General features: G+C 34.0%; 17 protein-coding genes. 4 read left to right on the plus strand and 13 right to left on the minus strand.

Annotated features, from left to right (window positions below; genetic code table 11):
• Positions 1 to 49: 49 nt before the first annotated feature.
• On the minus strand, positions 50 to 1108 hold the full coding sequence (aroC, locus tag JOD96_RS18475) for a chorismate synthase (protein WP_116753512.1): 1059 nt from the start codon (positions 1106 to 1108) through the stop codon (positions 50 to 52).
• A gap of 188 nt (positions 1109 to 1296) precedes the next feature.
• Here aroC and JOD96_RS18480 point away from each other — a divergent pair, with 188 nt between their 5' ends.
• Together JOD96_RS18480 and JOD96_RS18485 are read left to right on the plus strand one after the other, a co-directional pair.
• Positions 1297 to 2118: a UDP-2,3-diacylglucosamine diphosphatase gene (locus tag JOD96_RS18480; RefSeq protein WP_209565705.1), complete on the plus strand. Its 822-nt coding sequence runs from the start codon at positions 1297 to 1299 to the stop codon at positions 2116 to 2118.
• Positions 2119 to 2271: 153 nt separating this feature from the next.
• The gene (locus tag JOD96_RS18485; RefSeq protein WP_209565706.1) at positions 2272 to 2769 is read left to right on the plus strand and encodes a hypothetical protein; all 498 of its coding nucleotides are present in this window, start codon (positions 2272 to 2274) and stop codon (positions 2767 to 2769) included.
• Between the two features lie 65 nt (positions 2770 to 2834).
• Here the strand turns inward: JOD96_RS18485 and JOD96_RS18490 are convergent, their stop codons facing one another.
• The 7 genes from JOD96_RS18490 to JOD96_RS18520 form a co-directional block, all read right to left on the minus strand.
• Positions 2835 to 3257 (minus strand): protease complex subunit PrcB family protein, encoded by a 423-nt coding sequence (locus tag JOD96_RS18490; protein WP_209565707.1) that lies wholly within the window; start codon positions 3255 to 3257, stop codon positions 2835 to 2837.
• A 17-nt stretch (positions 3258 to 3274) separates the two neighbouring features.
• Positions 3275 to 4420, minus strand: coding sequence for an N-acetyl-alpha-D-glucosaminyl L-malate synthase BshA (gene bshA, locus JOD96_RS18495; RefSeq protein ID WP_209565708.1), 1146 nt, complete (start codon positions 4418 to 4420; stop codon positions 3275 to 3277).
• Between the two features lie 451 nt (positions 4421 to 4871).
• A complete protein-coding gene (locus JOD96_RS18500) occupies positions 4872 to 5354 on the minus strand; it encodes an ABC transporter ATPase (RefSeq protein WP_209565709.1) in 483 nt (160 codons plus the stop codon).
• Between the two features lie 101 nt (positions 5355 to 5455).
• Positions 5456 to 6247, minus strand: a complete 792-nt coding sequence (locus JOD96_RS18505) for a (Fe-S)-binding protein (protein WP_209565710.1) — start codon at positions 6245 to 6247, stop codon at positions 5456 to 5458.
• An 84-nt stretch (positions 6248 to 6331) separates the two neighbouring features.
• Positions 6332 to 7672, minus strand: a complete 1341-nt coding sequence (locus tag JOD96_RS18510) for a (Fe-S)-binding protein (protein WP_209565711.1) — start codon at positions 7670 to 7672, stop codon at positions 6332 to 6334.
• 5 nt (positions 7673 to 7677) lie between these two features.
• Entirely contained in the window at positions 7678 to 8640 is a 963-nt protein-coding gene (locus tag JOD96_RS18515) for an MlaD family protein (protein WP_209565712.1), read from the minus strand.
• 50 nt (positions 8641 to 8690) lie between these two features.
• Complete coding sequence (locus JOD96_RS18520) at positions 8691 to 9809, minus strand: N-acetylmuramoyl-L-alanine amidase (protein ID WP_209565713.1); 1119 nt, start codon at positions 9807 to 9809, stop codon at positions 8691 to 8693.
• A gap of 82 nt (positions 9810 to 9891) precedes the next feature.
• On the opposite strand from JOD96_RS18520, the gene JOD96_RS18525 reads away from it, so the two are divergent.
• Positions 9892 to 12612, plus strand: a complete 2721-nt coding sequence (locus JOD96_RS18525; RefSeq protein WP_209565714.1) for a putative LPS assembly protein LptD — start codon at positions 9892 to 9894, stop codon at positions 12610 to 12612.
• A 90-nt stretch (positions 12613 to 12702) separates the two neighbouring features.
• The gene (locus tag JOD96_RS18530) at positions 12703 to 13083 is read left to right on the plus strand and encodes a RidA family protein (RefSeq protein ID WP_209565715.1); all 381 of its coding nucleotides are present in this window, start codon (positions 12703 to 12705) and stop codon (positions 13081 to 13083) included.
• On the opposite strand, the gene JOD96_RS18535 is transcribed toward JOD96_RS18530, so the two are convergent.
• The 5 genes from JOD96_RS18535 to JOD96_RS18555 form a co-directional block, all read right to left on the minus strand.
• Positions 13064 to 13438, minus strand: coding sequence for a methylglyoxal synthase (locus JOD96_RS18535; RefSeq protein ID WP_209565716.1), 375 nt, complete (start codon positions 13436 to 13438; stop codon positions 13064 to 13066). The two genes, JOD96_RS18530 and JOD96_RS18535, sit on opposite strands and share 20 nt — an antisense overlap.
• Positions 13439 to 13448: 10 nt before the next feature.
• Positions 13449 to 14300: an N-acetylglucosamine kinase gene (locus tag JOD96_RS18540; protein ID WP_209565717.1), complete on the minus strand. Its 852-nt coding sequence runs from the start codon at positions 14298 to 14300 to the stop codon at positions 13449 to 13451.
• A 123-nt stretch (positions 14301 to 14423) separates the two neighbouring features.
• Positions 14424 to 15428 (minus strand): type I glyceraldehyde-3-phosphate dehydrogenase, encoded by a 1005-nt coding sequence (gene gap, locus JOD96_RS18545; protein WP_209565718.1) that lies wholly within the window; start codon positions 15426 to 15428, stop codon positions 14424 to 14426.
• Positions 15429 to 15517: 89 nt separating this feature from the next.
• Positions 15518 to 16504, minus strand: coding sequence for a 6-phosphofructokinase (pfkA, locus tag JOD96_RS18550; RefSeq protein ID WP_209565719.1), 987 nt, complete (start codon positions 16502 to 16504; stop codon positions 15518 to 15520).
• 307 nt (positions 16505 to 16811) lie between these two features.
• A complete protein-coding gene (locus JOD96_RS18555) occupies positions 16812 to 21320 on the minus strand; it encodes a translocation/assembly module TamB domain-containing protein (RefSeq protein ID WP_245188449.1) in 4509 nt (1502 codons plus the stop codon).
• Positions 21321 to 21323: the final 3 nt, after the last annotated feature.

The raw sequence follows: 21323 nt of genomic DNA on the forward strand, positions 1-21323 counted from the left end.
TGTTTTTTTTATAATTAAAATATTAAGACCCTCACTGCCTTAATTTTTATTAATATGTTTTGTTGATCAGATAAAAATCAGCCAAAACAATCGCAGCCATTGCCTCAACAATTGGTACTGCGCGAGGTACTACACACGGATCATGACGTCCTTTTCCTGTCATTGGTGTAATATTTCCTTTATTATCCAATGAATCCTGTGTCTGCATAATTGTTGCCACAGGCTTAAAAGCCACTTTAAAATAAATATCCATCCCGTTACTTATTCCTCCCTGAATCCCTCCAGAAAGATTTGTTTTTGTCGTTCCGTCCGGGTTATACAAATCGTTATGCTCACTTCCTTTCATTTCAGAACCTGAGAAACCGCTTCCGTATTCAAAACCTTTTACAGCATTTATAGACAGCATCGCCTTTCCTAACTCTGCGTGTAATTTGTCAAAAACAGGTTCACCTAATCCAACGGGAACATTCTGAATTACGCAAGATACAATCCCCCCCACAGTATCTCCTTGTTTTCGTATATCACGAATATATTCTTCCATAATCGCTGCCGATTTTTCATCGGGACAACGAACAGGGTTGCTTTCTATTTTAGAAAAGTCTAAATCCTGATATGGCGTATCTAAATGAATCGGCCCAACAGACGAGACATAAGCATTAATTTTAATTTCCGGCAGCATTTGTTTTGCTATCGCACCTGCCACTACCCGGCTTGCTGTTTCACGTGCAGAGCTTCTTCCGCCACCGCGATAATCACGAAAACCATATTTCTGATCATATACATAATCAGCATGACTTGGTCTGTAGTTATCTTTTATATGAGAGTAATCGTCTGATTTTTGATTGGTATTCGGAATAATAAAGCCAATTGGGGTTCCTGTAGTTTTTCCCTCAAAAATCCCTGATAAAAACTGAACTGCATCGGGTTCTTTTCTTTGGGTTACGATTGCGGACTGTCCTGGCTTTCTGCGGGACATTTCAAATTCAATTGCTTCCAGATCAAGTTCAATTCCTGATGGACAACCGTCTATAATTCCCCCCAAAGCTTCTCCATGGGATTCTCCAAATGTTGTTACTTTATATAGGGTGCCGTAGCTATTTCCTGCCATTGTAATTAGTTTTGAGCAAATGTAAGTTTTATGAATTAAATTAAAAAATTTAAAATTGGTAATATTAAGTAAAGATTAAATTGAATAAAAATCACAATTTATTAAAATTGACCGCATTTTGATAACCTTTTCATAAAATAAAATACGTTTAAGTTTCATTTATTTGTTAAACTTCAAATCAGGAAAAATTGAAAAAAAGAAATGTCGAATTGGTCATTATTTCAGATGTCCATTTAGGAACATACGGCAGCCACGCCAAAGAATTAAATAACTATCTGTCAAGTATAAAACCAAAAATATTAGTCTTAAATGGTGATATTATTGATGCATGGCAATTTAGAAAATCATATTTCCCAAAAGCACATCTACGAGTTATTCAGCGAGTTATAGGAATGGCTTCTAAAGGAACAAAAGTGTATTATATCACTGGAAATCACGATGAAATTCTTCGAAAATTTACCGACATGAATATGGGTAATTTTTCGTTGGTCGATAAATTGGTTCTGGATTTAGACGATAAAAAGGCCTGGATTTTTCACGGAGATGTTTTTGATGCTTCTGTACAGCACTCAAAATGGATTGCAAAACTAGGCGGATTAGGTTATGATTATTTAATCCTTATTAATCGTTTTGCCAATTGGTTTTTAGCAAAACTGGGGCGTGAACCTTATTCTTTTTCTAAAAAAATAAAAGCCAGTGTAAAAAAAGCAGTGAAATTTATTTCTGATTTTGAAACTACTGCTACCGATTTGGCAATTGAAAAAAAATATGATTATGTTATTTGCGGACATATTCATGAACCTAAAATATTGACAAAAGAAAACAAACACGGTTCTACTTTATATTTAAACTCAGGAGACTGGGTCGAAAATTTAACAGCACTGGAATATCATAAAAAACGCTGGAAATTGTTCTCCTATAAAGCTGCAAATTTTATAGACGAGGAAAATCTTTTTGAAATGGAAGATATTCTGACTTCTCAAATGTTAACTTCAATAATTCTAAAATAGTTTAGGCTCATAAACAACCCTGAAACCAACAAGGACAAGGTTTGGCTAAAATCAACCCAATAATAAATGTGAATTATATAACAATTTTTAAAAATATTATACGTTCTCTCTGAAACTGTAACAATACATTTGAAAAAAATTAAGACCACATTTATGAAAAAAATTATTTTGTCTGCCATTATGCTATTAGGTTTAGCTTTTACGGCACAATCACAAGAAATTTCTAAACACGCTTTAGGATTACGTTTAGGAGACAACAACGGATTTGGAGGTGAAGTATCATATCAACTAGGATTAAATCAAAAAAACAGACTTGAATTTGATTTAGGATGGAGAAACAACCATGATGTAGATGCCATTAAAGGGGTGGCTCTTTACCAATGGGTTTGGAATATCGATGGAGGCTTTAACTGGTACGCTGGTGTCGGTGGAGGTTTAGCCGCCTGGGATTATAATTATCATTACAACAATGACAGATATAGTGATAGCGGAACATATGTTTTTGCTGCAGGAGATATCGGTATAGAATATAGATTTAAAGAAGTGCCTATTACGCTATCATTAGATGCAAGACCTGAAATTGGTTCTGGCTACTATGATGATGACAATTTTGGATTTGACGTCGGTTTAGGAGTTAAATTCAGATTCTAAAATAAAAACCTAAAAAATAATTGTAAGAAGAAACCTGTCGCTTGATACGACAGGTTTTTTTTATGCTATTTAATAATAATTTCTTTCTTTGAGCGTACTTTTACCACAGTATACGGGTAAGTTATCACCTGCATCGTCATTGCATCCGGAGCCGGGCTCTTTTCTTTTACTGTAATAATGATGTTCTTATCGGTTTCTTCTACCTTTTCAACTCCTATAGAATAACCACCTGTGTTTTTTTCTCCCATGTTCAGAATAACATAATTAGAGTTATTAATATCATCCTGTTTCATTTTGTCTTTTAAAAGCGGATCGTTTTCAAGCATTTTAATTTCATTTGGCTCAGTCAGGATTTCAAAGAATTTAATATTTCCTCCTCCGTCAGACTGCTCAGTTAAAACCTCATACAGCGCTTTTGGATCGGATGTTTTTGTACTTCCGCACGAAATCAGAATAAAAACAGTTAAAACAGAAATTACTTTTTTCATTGATGTCTTTTTAAAGATTAGAGTTTTTCATATTTATAATCATCGATTGCTTTTTTATACAAAGCTTCGTATTTTGGAAGAATATTTTTAATATCAAATTTTCTTGCAACCTCTAATGCGTTTGCTTTAAACTGACTTAAAACAGCATCATCTTTTAAAATCTTCAAAGCATTTTCAGCCATTTCCTCTACGTTTCCGACATCACTCAAATAGCCTGAAAAACCATCAAAATTTACTTCAGGCAATCCTCCTGAATTACTTGAAATTACCGGAACTCCACAAGCCATAGCTTCTAGTGCCGCCAAACCAAAACTCTCCGTTTCTGAAGGAAGCAGAAATAAATCTGTCATACACAATATCTTGTCGATCTCGTGGCTGTTCCCAAAGAAAATCACCTTATCCAGAATACCTAATTCCTGACAAAGCATTTCGGCTTTTTCTTTTTCCGGGCCATCTCCAACCATCATTAACTTAGCCGGAACTTCTTTCTGGATATTATAGAAAATCTTAATAATATCCGGGATACGTTTTACTTTTCTAAAGTTACTGATATGCGTAATAATGCGTTCATTTTCCTTTGCCATTACATAACGATGACACGGAGCCAGAGGATCTTTCTTGACTTTATCCAATTCAATAAAATTCGGAATTACCTTAATTTTATTCTTGATTTTGAATAATTTCAAAGTATCATCTTTCAGACTCTGAGAAACAGAAGTCACATAATCTGATTTATTAATACTAAAAGTTACTGCCGGTTTATAAAAAGGATGATTCCCAACCAGTGTAATATCAGTTCCGTGAAGCGTCGTAATCATTGGCAGATTAATCCCTTCATTTTTCAGCATTTGCTTCGCCATATAGCCAGCATAAGCATGCGGAATGGCATAATGCACATGAAGAACCTCAATTTTATATAATTTTACCATATCAACCAATTTGCTCGAAAGAGCCAATTCATAAGGCTGATAATGAAAAAGTGGATATTCAGGAACGTTTACTTCGTGGTAATGCACGTTAGGATTCAAAAGTGCCAGCCTTACTGGCTGACTATAAGTTATAAAGTGTATTTCGTGTCCGCGTCTGGCTAATTCAAGACCTAACTCAGTGGCAACTACCCCACTACCGCCAAAAGTCGGATAACAAACTATTGCTATTTTCATGTATTAAATTTAATAAACTACGAAAGTACTCAAAAATCACCTTTAATCGAGATATTAAATTGTTAGATTTTTGACAAAATTAGATTTATTACAGTTAATGATTTATTCCAGAAGCAGAACATTCCTGATCAAAAGAACTTCCATTCCCGCTGTCCGCTATATCTTTTTCTGTCTAAAGAAGCCAGAAAAAGGATACCTCTCCCATCGGGGCTAGATTAGAGGTTTTTGTTTTCATAAAAATGAAAGTTCCCCAATCTTGTCATCCTGACAAAGGAAGGATCAAACAAGAAACTCCGCACAGAAAATCACCAATCTTTGTCGAGCTATAGTGTGATCCTTCCTACGTCAGGACGACAATCGTTGGCAAAAGCCTGAAATTAAAATAACTATTTTTACAAAAAAAAGGCATAAAACCTAAATTTTATGCCTTTTAATATATTATAAAAAACTTCTAGAAAAACCTACTGTGCCAGCTGTCTCCGGCAGGAACTTCCCAGGATTCGTTATATTCTTCAATATTATTAACAAGATTATTAAAAACAATAGTATTTGCCGTAACAGCTTTATCCTTAACCATTTTTTTAAAATCAATCAAAGGTTTGTGGGCAATATGTTCTCCCAATTTAAAAGTAACGTTCATTTTATCTAGTAAATCAACGTTATATTTTTTCTCTAAACCCTGAATAAATTCAACCGAACTATCAATAGAACATCCGGTTGCAGCCTGTACGTCCTGATTTACAGCCAAAATAATAAATCTGTTGTATTTCAATTCAAAAGAAGCCTCTAAGCTTGTTCCGTGTGCTGCCCAGCCTTCAACAAAAGACTTTAGATCAGACTCAATTTCAGAAAATTCTTCCTCAGAAAATTTTCTGTTCGATTGATAAATCCATATTCTGGATTCACCAGGTAAATTTTCAAAAGGTATATACATTTTTAATTTTTCTTTTAGTTTTTTTTGTTTCAAATTTCAGGTTTCAGGTTTCAGGTTTGAAAACTTAGAACCTTAGCGCCTTAGCATCTCAGAACCTAAAATCACAAATCTTGTGCGTTCGCGATTAACTCCGCAATATCCATTACTTTAACTTGTCCTTCTTTCTCCTTATGTTTGATACCATCAGTTAACATAGTATTACAGAAAGGGCAGCCTGCAGCGATAATGTCCGGCTGTACTTCAAGAGCATCTTCAGTACGCAAAACATTTACTTCTTTGTTTCCTGGTTCAGCATCTTTAAACATTTGTGCTCCACCAGCTCCACAGCATAAACCATTTGCTTTAGAACGTTTCATTTCGACTAATTCAACATCTAGTTTCTGAATTAAATCTCTTGGTGCTTCATATACTTTATTTGCTCTTCCTAAATAACAAGGGTCGTGAAAAGTGATTTTTTTCCCTTTAAACTGACCGCCTTCTACCGTTAATCTTCCTTCGTCAATTAATGACTTTAAGAATTCGGTATGATGAATCACCTCATATTTCCCACCTAATTCAGGATACTCATTTTTTAAAGTATTAAAACAGTGAGGACAAGCTGTAACGATTTTCTTTGCTTCATAAGCATTCAAAACCTCAATATTCATCATGGCCTGCATCTGGAATAAAAATTCATTTCCGGCGCGTTTTGCAGGATCACCTGTACAACTCTCTTCTGTACCAAGAACTGCAAAAGAAACATTTGTACGATTTAATATACGCACAAAAGCTTTTGTAATTTTTTTTGCTCTATCATCAAAACTTCCTGCACAACCTACCCAAAACAACACTTCCGGCTGTTTTCCTTCGGCTAGCATTTCTGCCATTGTTGGCACTACTAAACTTTCTGACATTTTCTCTCTTTTGTTTAAAGTTTAAAGTTCAAAGTTTCATGTTTTAATCTGAAATCTGAATTCTATTTATTGTTGAGAATGTTATTAATTCTCGTTTTTCCAATTCGCCCTGTCTTGCTGACTGTACTGCCAAGGCGCTCCATTATTTTCGATATTGGTCATCATTGCATTCAATGACATTGGAGCAGCACTTTGCTCCATCACCAAATAACGTCGCATATCCATGATAATAGACAACGGACTGATATTTACCGGACATTCTTCTACACATGCATTGCAAGAAGTACACGCCCATAGTTCTTCAGGAGTAATGTAATCGTTTAATAATGTTTTATTATCAGGAACAAAAACGCCTTTATTAGCATCAATATTTTTTCCAACTTCCTGTAAGCGATCTCTTGTATCCATCATGATTTTGCGGGGAGATAACTTTTTGCCTGTTTGATTGGCAGGACATGCAGATGTACAACGCCCGCATTCTGTACAGGTATAAGCGTTTAGTAATTGTACCCAGTTTAAATCCTGAACATCACTGGCTCCAAATTTAGCCGGAGCCGCATTTTCATCAGCTGGCGGTGCTGCTGCAAATGGATCAGCATTTGGGTCCATCATTAATTTCACCTCATTTGTAACTGACTCCAGATTATTAAACTTTCCCTGCGGGTTTAAATTCGCAAAATAAGTATTTGGAAAAGCCAATAGTATGTGAAGATGTTTTGAAAAATATAAATAATTCATAAAAATCAAAATACCTGTAATATGCAGCCACCAAAAAACTTCATATAATAATGCAACCAATTCATTAGAAACTCCATTAAAAATTGGTGCTATAAACTGACTTACAGGGTAACTTCCTGCTTTATGAAAATGTGAAAATCCTCCAGGAACATTTTGTAAATGAAAATCTGAGGCATTCATCAATAGAAACAAAATCATTAAAACTGTTTCGAAGTATAAAATATAATTCGCATCACTTTTAGGAAATCCTTTTAAATCAGAATGAATAAAACGTTTCAGCCTTATTATATTTCTTCTAATCCAGAAAGTGACCACAGCCACGATAACAAGTATCGCTAATATTTCAAAAGAAGCTATCAGAACATCATAAACAACTCCCAAATAAGGGGCAAAGATTCTGTGTGTACCAAACAATCCATCAATGATGATTTCCAGTAATTCTATATTGATTATTATAAAACCTACGTAAACAAAGATATGCAGCACTCCTGCTACAGGTCTTTTTACCATTTTTGACTGCCCAAGTGCAATCATAGCCATATTCATCCAACGAGCTTTCGGATTATCTTTTCGATCTACATCAACTCCCAAATTAATGTTTCGGATGATTTTTTTTACGCTCGCTGCAAAAAAACCGAAACCTACTATAAGAAGTATAGCAAACAAAATATTATCTAAATAACTCATACTAATTATTTTTTAGTTGAATTTGCGTCTTCTTTAGGAGCAACGTATGGTTTGTTTTTCTTTCCAAAAAGAGAAACATTTACATAACGTGTTGGATAAAGTCGAACGTCTTGTAATAATAATTCTAACTCTTTTGATGTCTTAGACAGATTGTTGTATAAGGCATCGTCATTTAACAATTTACCGGCAGTACCTTTTCCTGAGTTTAAGTTACTCATTATACCATCTACTTTAGCTAAAGTCTGGTTTAGGTTTCTTACTGTTTTACCAAGATCAGCTTTGTTTAAGGAATCTGAAATTTTAGTAAAGTTATTTGACATTTTATTAAAGTTGGTAACAACACCATTAATTTGTGCTTTATTGCCATCTAAAATCGAGTTAAGAGTTCCCGAAGCTCTGTGAAATTGCTCCATGGTCTGGCTTAACTCTGCCAAACTCTTTTTAATATCTTCCTGACCTTTTTTATCCAGAACATTATTCAATCCTGTTACCAATGTATTAATATTGGCCAGCATCAGGTTTAATTTTTGCTCAATGGGCTGGATTTTTCCTCCTAAAGATTCTGTAAGTCCTAATTCTACAGTCGCTCCTAATGTTTCACCATCTTCTGCCAGTACTTTATCTTCAAGATTAGGTATAATTTTAATTTGCTTTCCTCCAATTAAACTTGGAGCATATAAAGACGCTTTACTGGTTTTAGAAATAGGAAAGTCTGTCTTTAACTGAAGTTCTACCAATAATTTACCAGTAGTTTCATTAATTGTAATTTTATTTACTTTACCAATTATAAGTCCGTTTAAGGTAACTGGTGCAGAAGCTGATAATTCCTCAACATTATCATATTCAACATATAAGGTTTTGTAATTTGTAAAAAGGTCTCTACCCTTTAAAAAACTGTAGCCCCAAATAAATAGTAAAATTGACGCGATGACTAAAATAGCCGTTTTAATTTCTCTTGTTAGTTTCAAAATTCTAAGTGTTTGTACAAAATTAATATAAATATTCGAACTTGTGACTATTATTTAATTGCGTCCTGAATACTGATTTTTTCTCCGTCCTTGTATGCTATCAAAAAGGCTGCTCCATATCCTTTACCTTTAGCCTCTTTCAAATATTTCTGAGCTGCATCGTAGCTTGAAGTTTCTTCATAGAAGTACTTATAAATATTGTTTTCAAATAACATAGTGACATTTTTAAGTCCTTTGAAATTTTTAGGTTCCAATGGTGTTTTCTTAATGCTGGCAATAAGCTGTACTTTAAAAATAGTTCCTTTTGGTGTGTTTTTAGCAACCGAAGTCTCTGTTACTTTTTTTGCCGGTGTGGTATCTTTTACCGGTTTTGCTTCTGATACTTCCGGCGTTCCAGAACCAAAATATTCTCTTTTATAACTTAAGATTGCTTCGGCAATAGCTCTGGCGATATCATTTTGTCCTTCTTCAGAATTAAGAATATTTCCTTCTGTTGGATTAGATACAAATCCTGTTTCTACCAAAACTCTTGGCATATATGCTTTATGAAGTACCATAAATGGCGCTTGTTTTACGCCACCCTGACGAAGCTTTTTTCCAAGTTTGTCAAAATTATCTTCAATTTTACTTGCCAGCGAAATACTGTTGTCCATATACTCCTCCTGCATTAACGTCAGTCCGATCATTGATTCGGGAGAATTTGGGTCATACCCTTCATATTTGCGTTTGTAATCTTTTTCTAAGGTAATAACCGAGTTTTCTTTCTTAGCTGCTTCAAGATTTGATGCCACTTTACTTAAACCCATTACATACGTTTCTGTTCCGTCTGCTGCGGTATTTTTGTTTGCATTGCAATGTATAGAAACAAAAATATTAGAATTTGCCCTGTTGGCAATATTGGCTCTTTCGACAAGATCTATAAAAACATCTGTTTTACGGGTATAAATAACATCAACATTTGGATTAAGTTCCAATATCTTCCCTACTTTTAACACAATTGCCAGCGCAATATTTTTTTCTATCCTTCCGCTATATACGGCTCCAAAGTCATGATCTCCATGTCCGGCGTCAAGTGTTACCTTAAAGACATTGGACTGGCTGTAAGAATAAAAAGAGGTTATCATTAGAAAAAAACTAAATATTAGTCTAGTTTTGTTAAATATATTCATAAATCTAAAAGTTAATTTTAATAAAACACAACTGCTATAATTTTTATAATTGTCTATTTTTGACAAAAAATTATATGTAAGTTTGACACGTCAAAAAACAAGCCATACTTTTACAAAAATAGCATTTAAACCGTTGCACACAAACTTATTTAATATCGTTTTAATATCATTTTTCCTAACAATAGGATGTGGTAATCTATATTCGCAGGAGATAAAACCAAAAAAAACTTCGTTACCAACTGGTAAACAAACAGATAAAACCACAAAACAGGAAGAAAAACCTGAAATCACTCCAAAAGATACAATAAAACTAGATACCGTAAGGCCTAAAAAAACTTTTCTTGACGGAAAAGTAAAGTATGTTGCCAAGGATTATGCTAAAATTGACCAGAAAAAGAAAACAATCACTCTTTATAATGAAGCCGAACTTTATTATAAAGATGTAGAATTAAAATCGGGTATTATCGTACTTGATTATGAAAAAGATGAAGTTTACGCAGGAAGAATCAAAGATTCTGCGGGGGTTCTGGTACAATATCCAAATTTTAAACAAGGTGCAAGTGAAGTACAGCCGGACTCTATTCGATTTAATTTTAAGACTAAAAAGGCTTTAATATACAATTCAAGAACAGAACAGGGAGAATTTAAAATAAAAGCTGCTGTAACCAAAAAGGAAAATGATTCTGTTTACTTTTTGAAAGGGGCACGTTTTACAACTTCAAAAGATATTGATAATCCTGAATACTATTTCCAGACTAATAAGGTGAAATTTATTCCAGGAAAAAAAGTTATAACCGGTCTGACAAATATGGTTATTGCCGATGTTCCTACTCCCCTGGCCCTGCCTTTTGCCTATTTCCCAATGAGTCAGGAAAAAAGCGTTTCGGGAATTATTATCCCAAGTTACAACGATTCGAATACCCGTGGATTTTCACTTCAGAATATGGGATATTATTTTGCCCTAAGTGATAATTATGACTTAACCGTTCTCGGAGATTATTATACAAACGGAAGTTATGCCCTGCGATTTGAATCTGCCTATGCAAAAAGATACAAATACAGAGGGAATGTTAATATCCGTTATGAAAACCTGATAAGCAGTGAAAGAGGGTATCCTGATTATTCTAAACAAAACATTTACAATATTCAGTGGTCGCATTCAAAAGACACAAAATCGAACCCTAATTCGACTTTTTCTGCTTCTGTCAATTTAGGTAGTAGTAAATATTTTAAGCAATCTATAAACCAGGCAAACGTAGGATCAAACCTGAATAATACCTTAAGTTCATCGATATCTTACAACAAAACATTCAATACGATACCACAGGCGCGACTTTCGTTGACAGCCACGCATTCACAAAACACACAAACTGAAGTAATTAATATGACATTACCTACTTTGCAGGCAAGTATTGATCGTGTATATCCGTTTGTTGGTAAAAATGGTGTAAAAAAAGGTTTAATTAAAAATATAAACCTGCAATATAACTTAAGTGGTAAGAACAACATTGTTACTACAGATTCTTTGTTTTTTAAGCCACAAATGTTTAGAGATGCTCAAATTGGCATGCAGCACAGTATTCCGATTAGTACAAACTTTAAAATCTTTAAATATTTTAGTGCCGGAGCTTCTACCAATTACCAGGAAACCTGGGTTACCAAAACTATCGACAGAACTTACGATTTAGAACAAAGCAAGGTTGTAGATAAAACAATCAACGGATTTGATGCTTTTAGAACTTATAATTTCAGCTCGAATTTAGGGACTACTATTTACGGAACTTTCAATTTTGGTGAGGACAAAAGAATCCAGTCGATTCGTCACGTGATGAGACCTTCTGTTACGTATGCTTACACACCAAGTTTTGAAAAATATTATGACAATTATGCTGTTGATGCTTCTGGCAGAATCACAACGCAATATACCCGATTTGAAAATGGTGTTTACGGGGTTCCTAGTAAAGACAATTCAAACATCGTAGGTTTCGCCTTAAGTAATACTTTTGAAGCCAAGGTAAGGGATATTGACAGCACAAAAACAGAACCTAAAAAGATTATGCTGCTTAACAATTTAAATTTTAGCACCAGCTATAATTTTAATGCTAACGGAAAAGAAACTTTAGCATGGCAGCCTTTACTTGTAAGTGGTGGAACTCAATTTTTTGACAACAAAATGAATGTCAATTTTGGTGCAACACTTGACCCTTATGCTATTGATAATTCGGGGGTGAGAATAAACACCTATAATATCGATAATGGGGGAAGTTTATTTAGAATGACCAGTGCGAATGTTACCATGAACTATTCGTTCTCTAATAAGGGCGGAAAAGAAGAAAATAAGCAGAGTGAACGGAATGGAGGCCGAAAGGATGATTTATTTGGTACAAATACCGACTTAAATGATACCAGAAACAGTCAGTTTGCAAATGACGGTAATGATGATGAGGAAAATGTAATAACTGAATTTTTTAATTCTAAAATTCCGTGGGACATGACTATGGCGTATTCATTAACTTATTCGAATGTAAACCGGGAAAGTAAAATTACCGGAAACTCAATTATGATTTCTGCCAACATGGACATAACCCCAAAATGGAAAGGCGGAGTTTCTACAGGTTATGACTTCGTGCAAAAAGGAGTTACGTTTACACAATTTCGTTTTGAAAGAGATTTATTAAGCTGGAGAATGGCTTTTAACTGGAGTCCGCTTGGAACTAACTCTAACTGGAATTTCTTCATTGGAATCAAATCTGGTGTTCTTAGTGACATCAAATGGAATAAACGAAGCACTTCTAATCGATAAAAAATCGTATTTTAGGGAACAAAATCTTTTGAACCATTATTATATTTAATGGTTTACAAATCGTTATTTAGCATATTAAATTTTACTACTATGAAAAAAATAATCTTTACCGAAAAAGCACCAGCTCCTATCGGACCTTATAACCAGGCGGTATTATCAGGAAATACATTATATGCTTCCGGGCAGATTGCTATTAATCCGGCTTCGGGAGAGTTGGTTACTAATAACATCAATGATGAAACAACGCAGGTTATGCAAAATATTGCAGCTATACTAGAAGCTGCTGACATGACTTTTGAGAATGTTGTAAAAGCAACAATCTTCATCATGGACATGAATAACTTTGGTGCAATAAATGCGATCTACGGATCTTATTTTAACGAAAAAACCGCTCCAGCTCGTGAAACGGTTCAGGTGGCTTGTTTGCCAAAAAATGTAAATGTTGAGATTTCTATAATTGCAGTGCAATAGCATCCAATAATAATTGTGCCGTTGCTTCATTAGTCGCCAGCGGCACATTATGCACATCACATACACGAATCAGCATATTAATATCTGCTTCATGAGGATGACTTGAAAGAGGGTCTTTAAAAAAGAATACCATTTTTGTTATTCCTTCTGCAACTCTTCCTGCAATTTGGGCATCACCGCCTAAAGGCCCCGAAAGCATTCTTTGGGTTTTAAAACCAGCAGCTTCGGCTTTTCCTCCAGTTGTTCCTGTACCAATTAATCTGATTTTTTCATTGTGCAAAATAGCTTCATTTTTAATTAAAAAATCAATTAAATCGGCTTTCTTACCGTCATGTGCGATAATCGCAATTTCCATAAAACCAGAACTATTGGTTAGCAACGTGATAGGCAATTAATCCGTCGATAGGTCTTCTTAGAACATTTCCCAGCTTCAGTTCATATTTATCGAATGTTTCCTGCAATTCATCTTTTAAATAAAAAGCGATTGAACCAACAAAATGTACTGGAACTTCTTTACAATTATCAAATTGTTTAATATAATTTTTCACAAAAGACTTCATCCCTTTGAAGATGATTTTTCTGCAAAATTCAGAATCTTTATGTTTGATCAGAAACTTAGCAAAAGTTGCTAAATAAGCATTTGGGTTTGGTTCTTTGTATAATTTGTTTTTGATAAAATCGGCATCAAGATTATATTCTTTTTCAAATTCTGCAGCCAAATCTTTTGGCATTTTATTGAAATAATATTTTCTGATTAATTCTTTTCCGAAAACATTTCCGCTACAGTCATCCATAGCTATATATCCTAATGACTGTACTTTTTGATGCAATACTTTACCATCAAAATAACTACAGTTCGAACCAGTTCCTAAGATACTAACGATGGCTTCTTCTCCTTTTGGAGTAGTTGCATAAACTGCTGCATAAGTATCTTCGTGAACTTCTACAATTGCATTTGTAAAATATTCTCTGAATATTTCTGTCAATGCCTTTTGCATTCTTTCAGTTCCACAACCTGCCCCGTAGAAGAACAAATGTGTTGCATTTTTTTTATTTTGTAAGATATCAAAACGGTCATTTAATCTTGTTACGATTTCAGGTCCGTCCAGAATTTCAGGATTTAATCCTAAAGTTTGTGTGGTGAATAATACTTTTCCATTATCATCTATTGCAATCCAATCGGCTTTAGTAGATCCACTATCAACAATTAATTTCATTTCTTTTAGTTTTTGGATTAGTTTTGCTTCAAATAAGTGTGTTTTTTACATTAATTAAAGACATAACAAAATAAGAAAATCCCGTTATTTGGAGATAACGGGATTTTGCAAAAATATGTATTATTATTTTAAACCTGCAATATGTACAGATAAATCAATTAATTTGCTAGAGTATCCGTACTCATTATCGTACCAAGATACCAATTTGAAGAAAGTTGAATTTAATCCAATTCCAGCAGTAGAATCAATGATAGAAGTTCTTTTGTCTGAGATAAAATCCTGAGATACAACAGCGTCTTCAGTAAATCCTAAGATACCTTTTAAATCAGTTTCAGAAGATTTTTTCAAAACAGCCATAATTTCTTCATAAGTAGTTTCTTTAGCCACTTTTACAGTTAAATCAACTACAGAAACGTCAGCAGTAGGAACACGGAAAGACATTCCTGTCAATTTTCCATTCAAAGCCGGGATAACTTTTCCAACCGCTTTTGCAGCACCTGTTGAAGAAGGAATGATATTGATTGCAGCTGCACGTCCGCCTCTCCAGTCTTTTCTTGAAGGTCCGTCAGCTGTCATTTGAGTTGAAGTAGTTGCGTGAACAGTAGTCATTAAACCTTCAACGATTCCGAAATTATCATTAATTACTTTAGCTAAAGGAGCTAAACAGTTTGTAGTACAAGACGCATTAGAAACAACTAAGTCTGTAGCTTTTGCAGTTTCGTGGTTTACTCCCATTACAAACATTGGTGCATCTGCAGACGGAGCTGAAATGATTACTTTTTTTGCACCACCTTTAATGTGCTCGTTTGCAGTTTCGATAGTTGTGAAGATACCAGTACATTCTGCAACAACATCAACATCAACTTCGTTCCATTTTAAATCAGCTGGATTTCTTTCTGCAGTAATACGGATATTTCTTCCGTTTACGTAAAGTTTTCCTTCTTTAACTTCTACAGTTCCGTTGAAACGACCGTGAACTGAATCATATTTTAATAAATAAGCTAAGTGATCTACATCTAATAAGTCATTGATTGCAACAACTTCTACATTATCTCTATTGAAAGACTCTCTAAAAACGATTCTTCCGATACGTCCAAATCCGTTTATTCCTAATTTTACTTTTGACATTTTACTTGATTTTTGCTTTTGTTTTTATTACACTATTAAAAAGTCTAATTTCCTCACAATAAACTTTCTTCTCTTTAAACTTTTATATTTTATGTTGACATGATATCAGAAACTCTCAAGAGTTCTCTGTCAATCTCAGATTTTCCTTTAATTGCTTGTTCCAATGGCGTTAAAATTATTTTATCAGCCTGAAGACCAACCATATAATTTGACTTTCCTTCAATTAAAGATTCAACAGCTTTTACACCCAGACGGCTTGCCAAAACACGATCAAAACAAGATGGAGAACCACCACGCTGCATGTGTCCCAGTACAGAAACCCTTACGTCATACTCAGGTAAATTAGCTTCAACATAATCTTTTAGTTCGAATACATTTTTACCAATTTTATCTCCTTCTGCAATAACTACTATACTAGATGATTTTCCTGAAGCTTTACTTTTTTGAAGAGAATCAAGTAATCGGTCTAAACCCAAATCTTCTTCAGGAATAAGAATTTCTTCTGCACCTGCACCAATTCCGGCATTAAGAGCAATATGTCCCGCATCTCTACCCATAACCTCTACAAAAAACAGACGGTTATGCGAACTTGCGGTATCTCTGATTTTATCAATACAATCCACAACAGTATTCAGAGCAGTGTCATACCCTAAAGTAAAACTTGTACCATAAATATCATTATCAATTGTTCCTGGAATTCCCATTACAGGAAAATCATATTCTGAATTAAAAATCAAACCTCCGGTAAAACTTCCGTCTCCACCAATCACAACAAGAGCATCAATACCTGCTTTTAAAAGATTTTCGTGTGCTTTTTTTCTACCTTCCGGAGATCTAAAATCAACTGAACGAGCTGATTTCAGGATCGTTCCACCTTTATTTACAATATTATTTACGCTTCGTGGTCCCATTTCCTTGAAGTCTCCTTCGATCATTCCCTGGTATCCTCTATAAATTCCTATGCATTCAATATTATGATAAGCACATGTTCGAACAACTGATCTTATTGCAGCATTCATTCCTGGTGAGTCACCTCCTGAGGTTAGAACACCAACTTTTTTTATTGTTTTTGGCATTATTTAAGTATTAAAGTGTAAAATTAGCAAACATTCACCACTTTTCGGGTTATGATTATAATAAATTAATAAAATATGTTAAATTCAAACGTTTTCGTTAATAAGTTTTTTGATATGAAAAAATTCATTAAAAATAATAAAAGGCACTTATTTTAATTAATTCCTTAAAATTAACAATACATTCATGAAGTGTTACAAAAATCTACGGTATCATAAAATCCTGAAAAAAGTCCAGGACGCTAAAATTAAGCATAAAAAAACCATTATGCTTAATAATGGTTTTCGAATAGAATATTTTAACAAAAATTTAAAAATCGTCATTATCAGGAATCACACCCTGATTATTAGTTGACTGAGGTTTTTTATCTTCTTTCTTGTCGTCTTTTTTCTCCGGATTCTTTTGTTTTTTTTCGGTTTCCTTTTTATTCATAAAATTGATATAATCAGGATTTAAGTTAGAATCCTGCAGATCATCAGAGGAGTTTTTTAGGGCTCTTTCTATTTTATGACTTTTGAATATCTTATTTACTAATTCACTAAAAGTGTCAAAATCTACTTCATATGAAATACCAACTCCTTGTGTATAACCAATTCCCTGTCCTATATAGTTGATATCATTTTCCTTATTAAACAAACGAAGGTTCATAGATCCGTCTTCGTTAACTCTGTACAGGATTTCAATATCACCAACGATTGCAGATTCGTTTATACCTCCTACCGGTACACCTACCTTACCATTAATAGTAATCCTGTCGTTTACCTGAGAGGTTATGTTTGCCACAAACTGTCCATCTGCTTCCTGGCCTAATCGTTTGTCGGCAGAAATATAATTTAAATCAATATTGACCTTATCATTTTCTGATTTGATAATACCTCCAAAAAGACTGGAAACAGTTTCAGACAGCGTTCCTGAAAAATCGCCCTGACTAAATCCGTCTGTACTCATAAAGGAGCCTGTTGACAGTAAATATAATGCCTGTGTCTGGCGAATATCCTTATCATCCAGTTTATATTGTATTTCAGACTTTAATACGCTGCTTACCGATGGGAACTGAATATCAAAATTAGGTTCCGGACTAGCCAAATCTCCTCTTAAACCAATTACTACTTCGACCGGCACTTTCTTATTAAATGAAGATGTGTTGTCTAATAATACGGCAGGATTTGCAGTTGTTTTATAAACAGCTTCCAGGTTTAGCTGTGCTTTCATTGGGTTTCCTTCCCAAATAATTGATCCTCCTTTTTTTACTGCAAATTTCTTATCAATCAGACCTCCATATTTAAAATTATAAGTTCCTTCATATGCCTGGAAATCTCCCCACATATTAAATTTACCTAGTGTATTAATTTTAAATAATAACGAACCATATCCTTTTCCTTTCATACCGTGCCCTGAGTTTCTGTCCAGGATTACTTCTACTTCGGCATCGGGTGTGATATCAAAATCAAACTCCAGCTCAAGACCGCCATAATTCCTTGTCTTTTCGACAATACCATTGGCTAAATTGAACTTTTCTTTTGGTGTTATAAAATGAATAAAACTACTCTCATTTACACTCTGTACATTATTAATAGGGATTTTTACTTCTGTACCTTTTTCAGATTTCGCATCTACTTTAATAAATAAGCTCGAAACCGGGCCGGTAATACTTGCCGTACCATTTATAAAAGCGGTACCAAAATAAGCCGCATCATCACTGTCTTTTGTATCGAGTGCCAGCAATCGTTTTGATGTAATATTCAGATCCAGTTTCCAGTCTCCAAAATTATGGTGTTCGATACTTCCGTTTAGTAAACCTTTAGTTCCGTATTTTGTATCTGTCAGCTGGTTGTTTCTGAATAGAAATTTCTCATCTGTCAAATCGATAACGGTACGGTCACTTAATTCATAATCTGTATTTAGGTACGGAACAGTCATTCCCGCTTTTTCTACATACAATCTTCCGTTGATTTCAGGTTTCTTGACATTTCCTACCACTGCTGCATTTCCTGAAACCGAACCGCGTATATTAGATAAAACATCTCCGCCTATAGTTCCTAAAGTCGCAAGATTAAATCCCTGGAGTTTTAAATTTATATCCAGAAGTGTTTCTTTATTTTCTATTGCAAAAGTTCCATCTGCTTTAAACGATTCTGTAAAACCATTTTGGATAGAAGAATTTATAGTAAACTTTCTAAAACTCTGATCTCCCGAAATATCAAAATTTAATGTTCCAAGTTCGGTTTTATTTAAGTTAAGGTGATCAATTACAATTGAGGCCGTTGGCTGATAAACATTTTTATTCTGCTTATAATTGACACTTCCGTTCAGGTTACCATTAAAGACAAATTTGGAATTTAAAGGTGTGATTTTATTGATATCAACATCTTCAAAATTAAGAACAAGATCTTTGTAATCTGTACCTTTAATTATACCATTTAAGTCAATTTTCTGATCTTCATGCGAAAGAACAATATTGTCTATCGTAAAATTCGTAAAGTTTTTATCAAAAATAATCTGATTATCTTTTTCTTCCCCAGCATTTAAATACCATAGATAGTCTTTAAACTTCATCTCAGATTTATGAATACCAACAATATTATTTTTGTTTTTATCAATTGTGTGATAAAGGTTCAGGTTGTAATAATCTTCACCCTGATTTCCTCCTTTAAATTCTGAACGAACAAACAAAGTATCTTTTGAGGTTACATTAATCAGACTAAAATCACGTACTTTATAATAGGGTGTTTTGATACTATCCAATTCCACATATGCATTATAAAGCGGGTTTTTATTGTCAATATTGATACGGATATTATCAAATGTATTTTTGTCTGCCGTAATTTTCTGAGATCGAAACCTGAATTTGAATTCCTGCAAATCTGAATCTATTTTTCCGCGTAAAACTGTCGACGAATCGATTTGGATTTGAGGATACAGCATTTCCACCACCTTATTATATACATGCAGGTTGAAACGCAGGAACTGGCCTTTTTTAACTTTATAAGGTTTATAATTGGTATAAAGACTTCCAACAGAATTCATTACCAGTTTGTCTAATTCCTTAAACTGAAATTTACCGACAATCTTTCCGTCTATAACATCAGATGAATTGATTGTTATTGTACGGATTCTGCTTTCATCAAAACTCGAATTTACTGTCAATTCATCAAAAGCATAAGTGGCTTTTGGGTTTTGATAGGCTGCATCTTTAATGTAAATATTTCCATGAAGAGTTTCAATCGAGTTTCCGCTCACCTCTACAACTGCATCTCCTGTAAAATGTGAAATAGAATCATTGACAAATTTTAGTTTTTTCAAATCTGCATTTTCAACATTGATATGAAAGTCATACTTGTTTTCGCGTGTGCTCAAATCCACAAGACCATCAAAAGTCAGATTCAGGTTGGGGTCGTTAACAGATACTTCTCCCTTGTAATATGGCAATTTAAAATTACCGTTTATTACAATATTGTTGTAAGTGTATTTATTATATTCTAGTTTAGAAACATCTCCTTTTACAATAGTATTCAGGTATTTTTGTGTAAAACCAACACCGTCAACATCAAGGTTTAAGGTAGTTCTTCCTACATCTTTTCTTTGAAGCAGGGCGCCTACGTCGAAATTATCCAGAATAATATTTCCCGAATAAGAAGCCTTATCAATAAAATCCATATTATTCATATGGAGATCAACCTGACCATTTCCTAAATCGGTAATCATTTTAAAATCTGTCTCTAAGTCTGTGGTCGAGACCTTTGCCTTACCTACGATATTAAATTTACCCAGTCGCTTAATTTCTACAGGAAGCTTTTTTCCTAAAACAACTGGCAGTAAAACGACCAGATTATCATAACTCGAGACCAGTCTATCAAATTTTCCTTCCATTGAAAATTTTTGGTCCTTGTTACCCAAAAGGTTTCTGAAATTTATATTTCCGACAATTCTTGAGCCGTTTGTATCGCTAAGCCTCAATCTTCTCAAATTAAGATTATTAAGCGTTCCTTTTATTTTTGATCTGACTTTAAAGTGCTGGTTTTTGCCCAATCCGTCGTAAAAATAACGGAGATCATTGGTCGCGATTGAAGCAGAATCAAGAGCAACATCAAACTTTACCTTATCGGTAAAAGCCAGGAAATCACCAACATCATAATTTAATATAGCCTGACCATAAATTGTTGATCTTTTAGTCTTTATGGCTAAATTTTCGACTCTGATCTGTTTTTTGGTATAACTGAATTTACCCGCAAAATTAGACACATACAAACCACGATGATCCTGAAATGAAAATCTGTGGATAATGGTATTCACATCCGGTCCGTACAGTTTAAAATCACTGATATAAGCATTAAGCTTTTTAAAATCAATAAGTTTTGGGGTCTTTTTATTCTCATCTATTACAGAAAAAACACCTTGGGAAATATAGGCGTTTTTGGCTGTCAGCAAAAAATGACGGTTCGTCTTTGAAGGTTTATCCGAATCAAACAGCCTAATAAATTTATTGATGTTATTTTCGTTTTCGTTTTTATAGGTTTTCAGGTTAAAAAGCAGTCCTGTAAGTCTAAGGTCACCAAAAATAAGATCACCGTCGAGCAATCTTTTTACACTCAGAATATCGGTAGAAATGATATCTGAATAGATCATGGTTTTATTATGATGGTCTAAAATCAATACTTTTTTTAGTTTTACACCGCCAAAAATATTTATCGCCACCCTGTCTACGCTTATTTTAGTCTTAAAATCGGTATTAAGAGATTCTGTGACATAATCAGCAATTTTGCTTTGCACGACAGGCAAAGACAGAATGATAGCAAGTGCCAGCAAAAGTAAAATCAACCC

The organism is Flavobacterium sp. 1355 (assembly GCF_017833415.1).
Lineage (GTDB): Bacteria > Bacteroidota > Bacteroidia > Flavobacteriales > Flavobacteriaceae > Flavobacterium.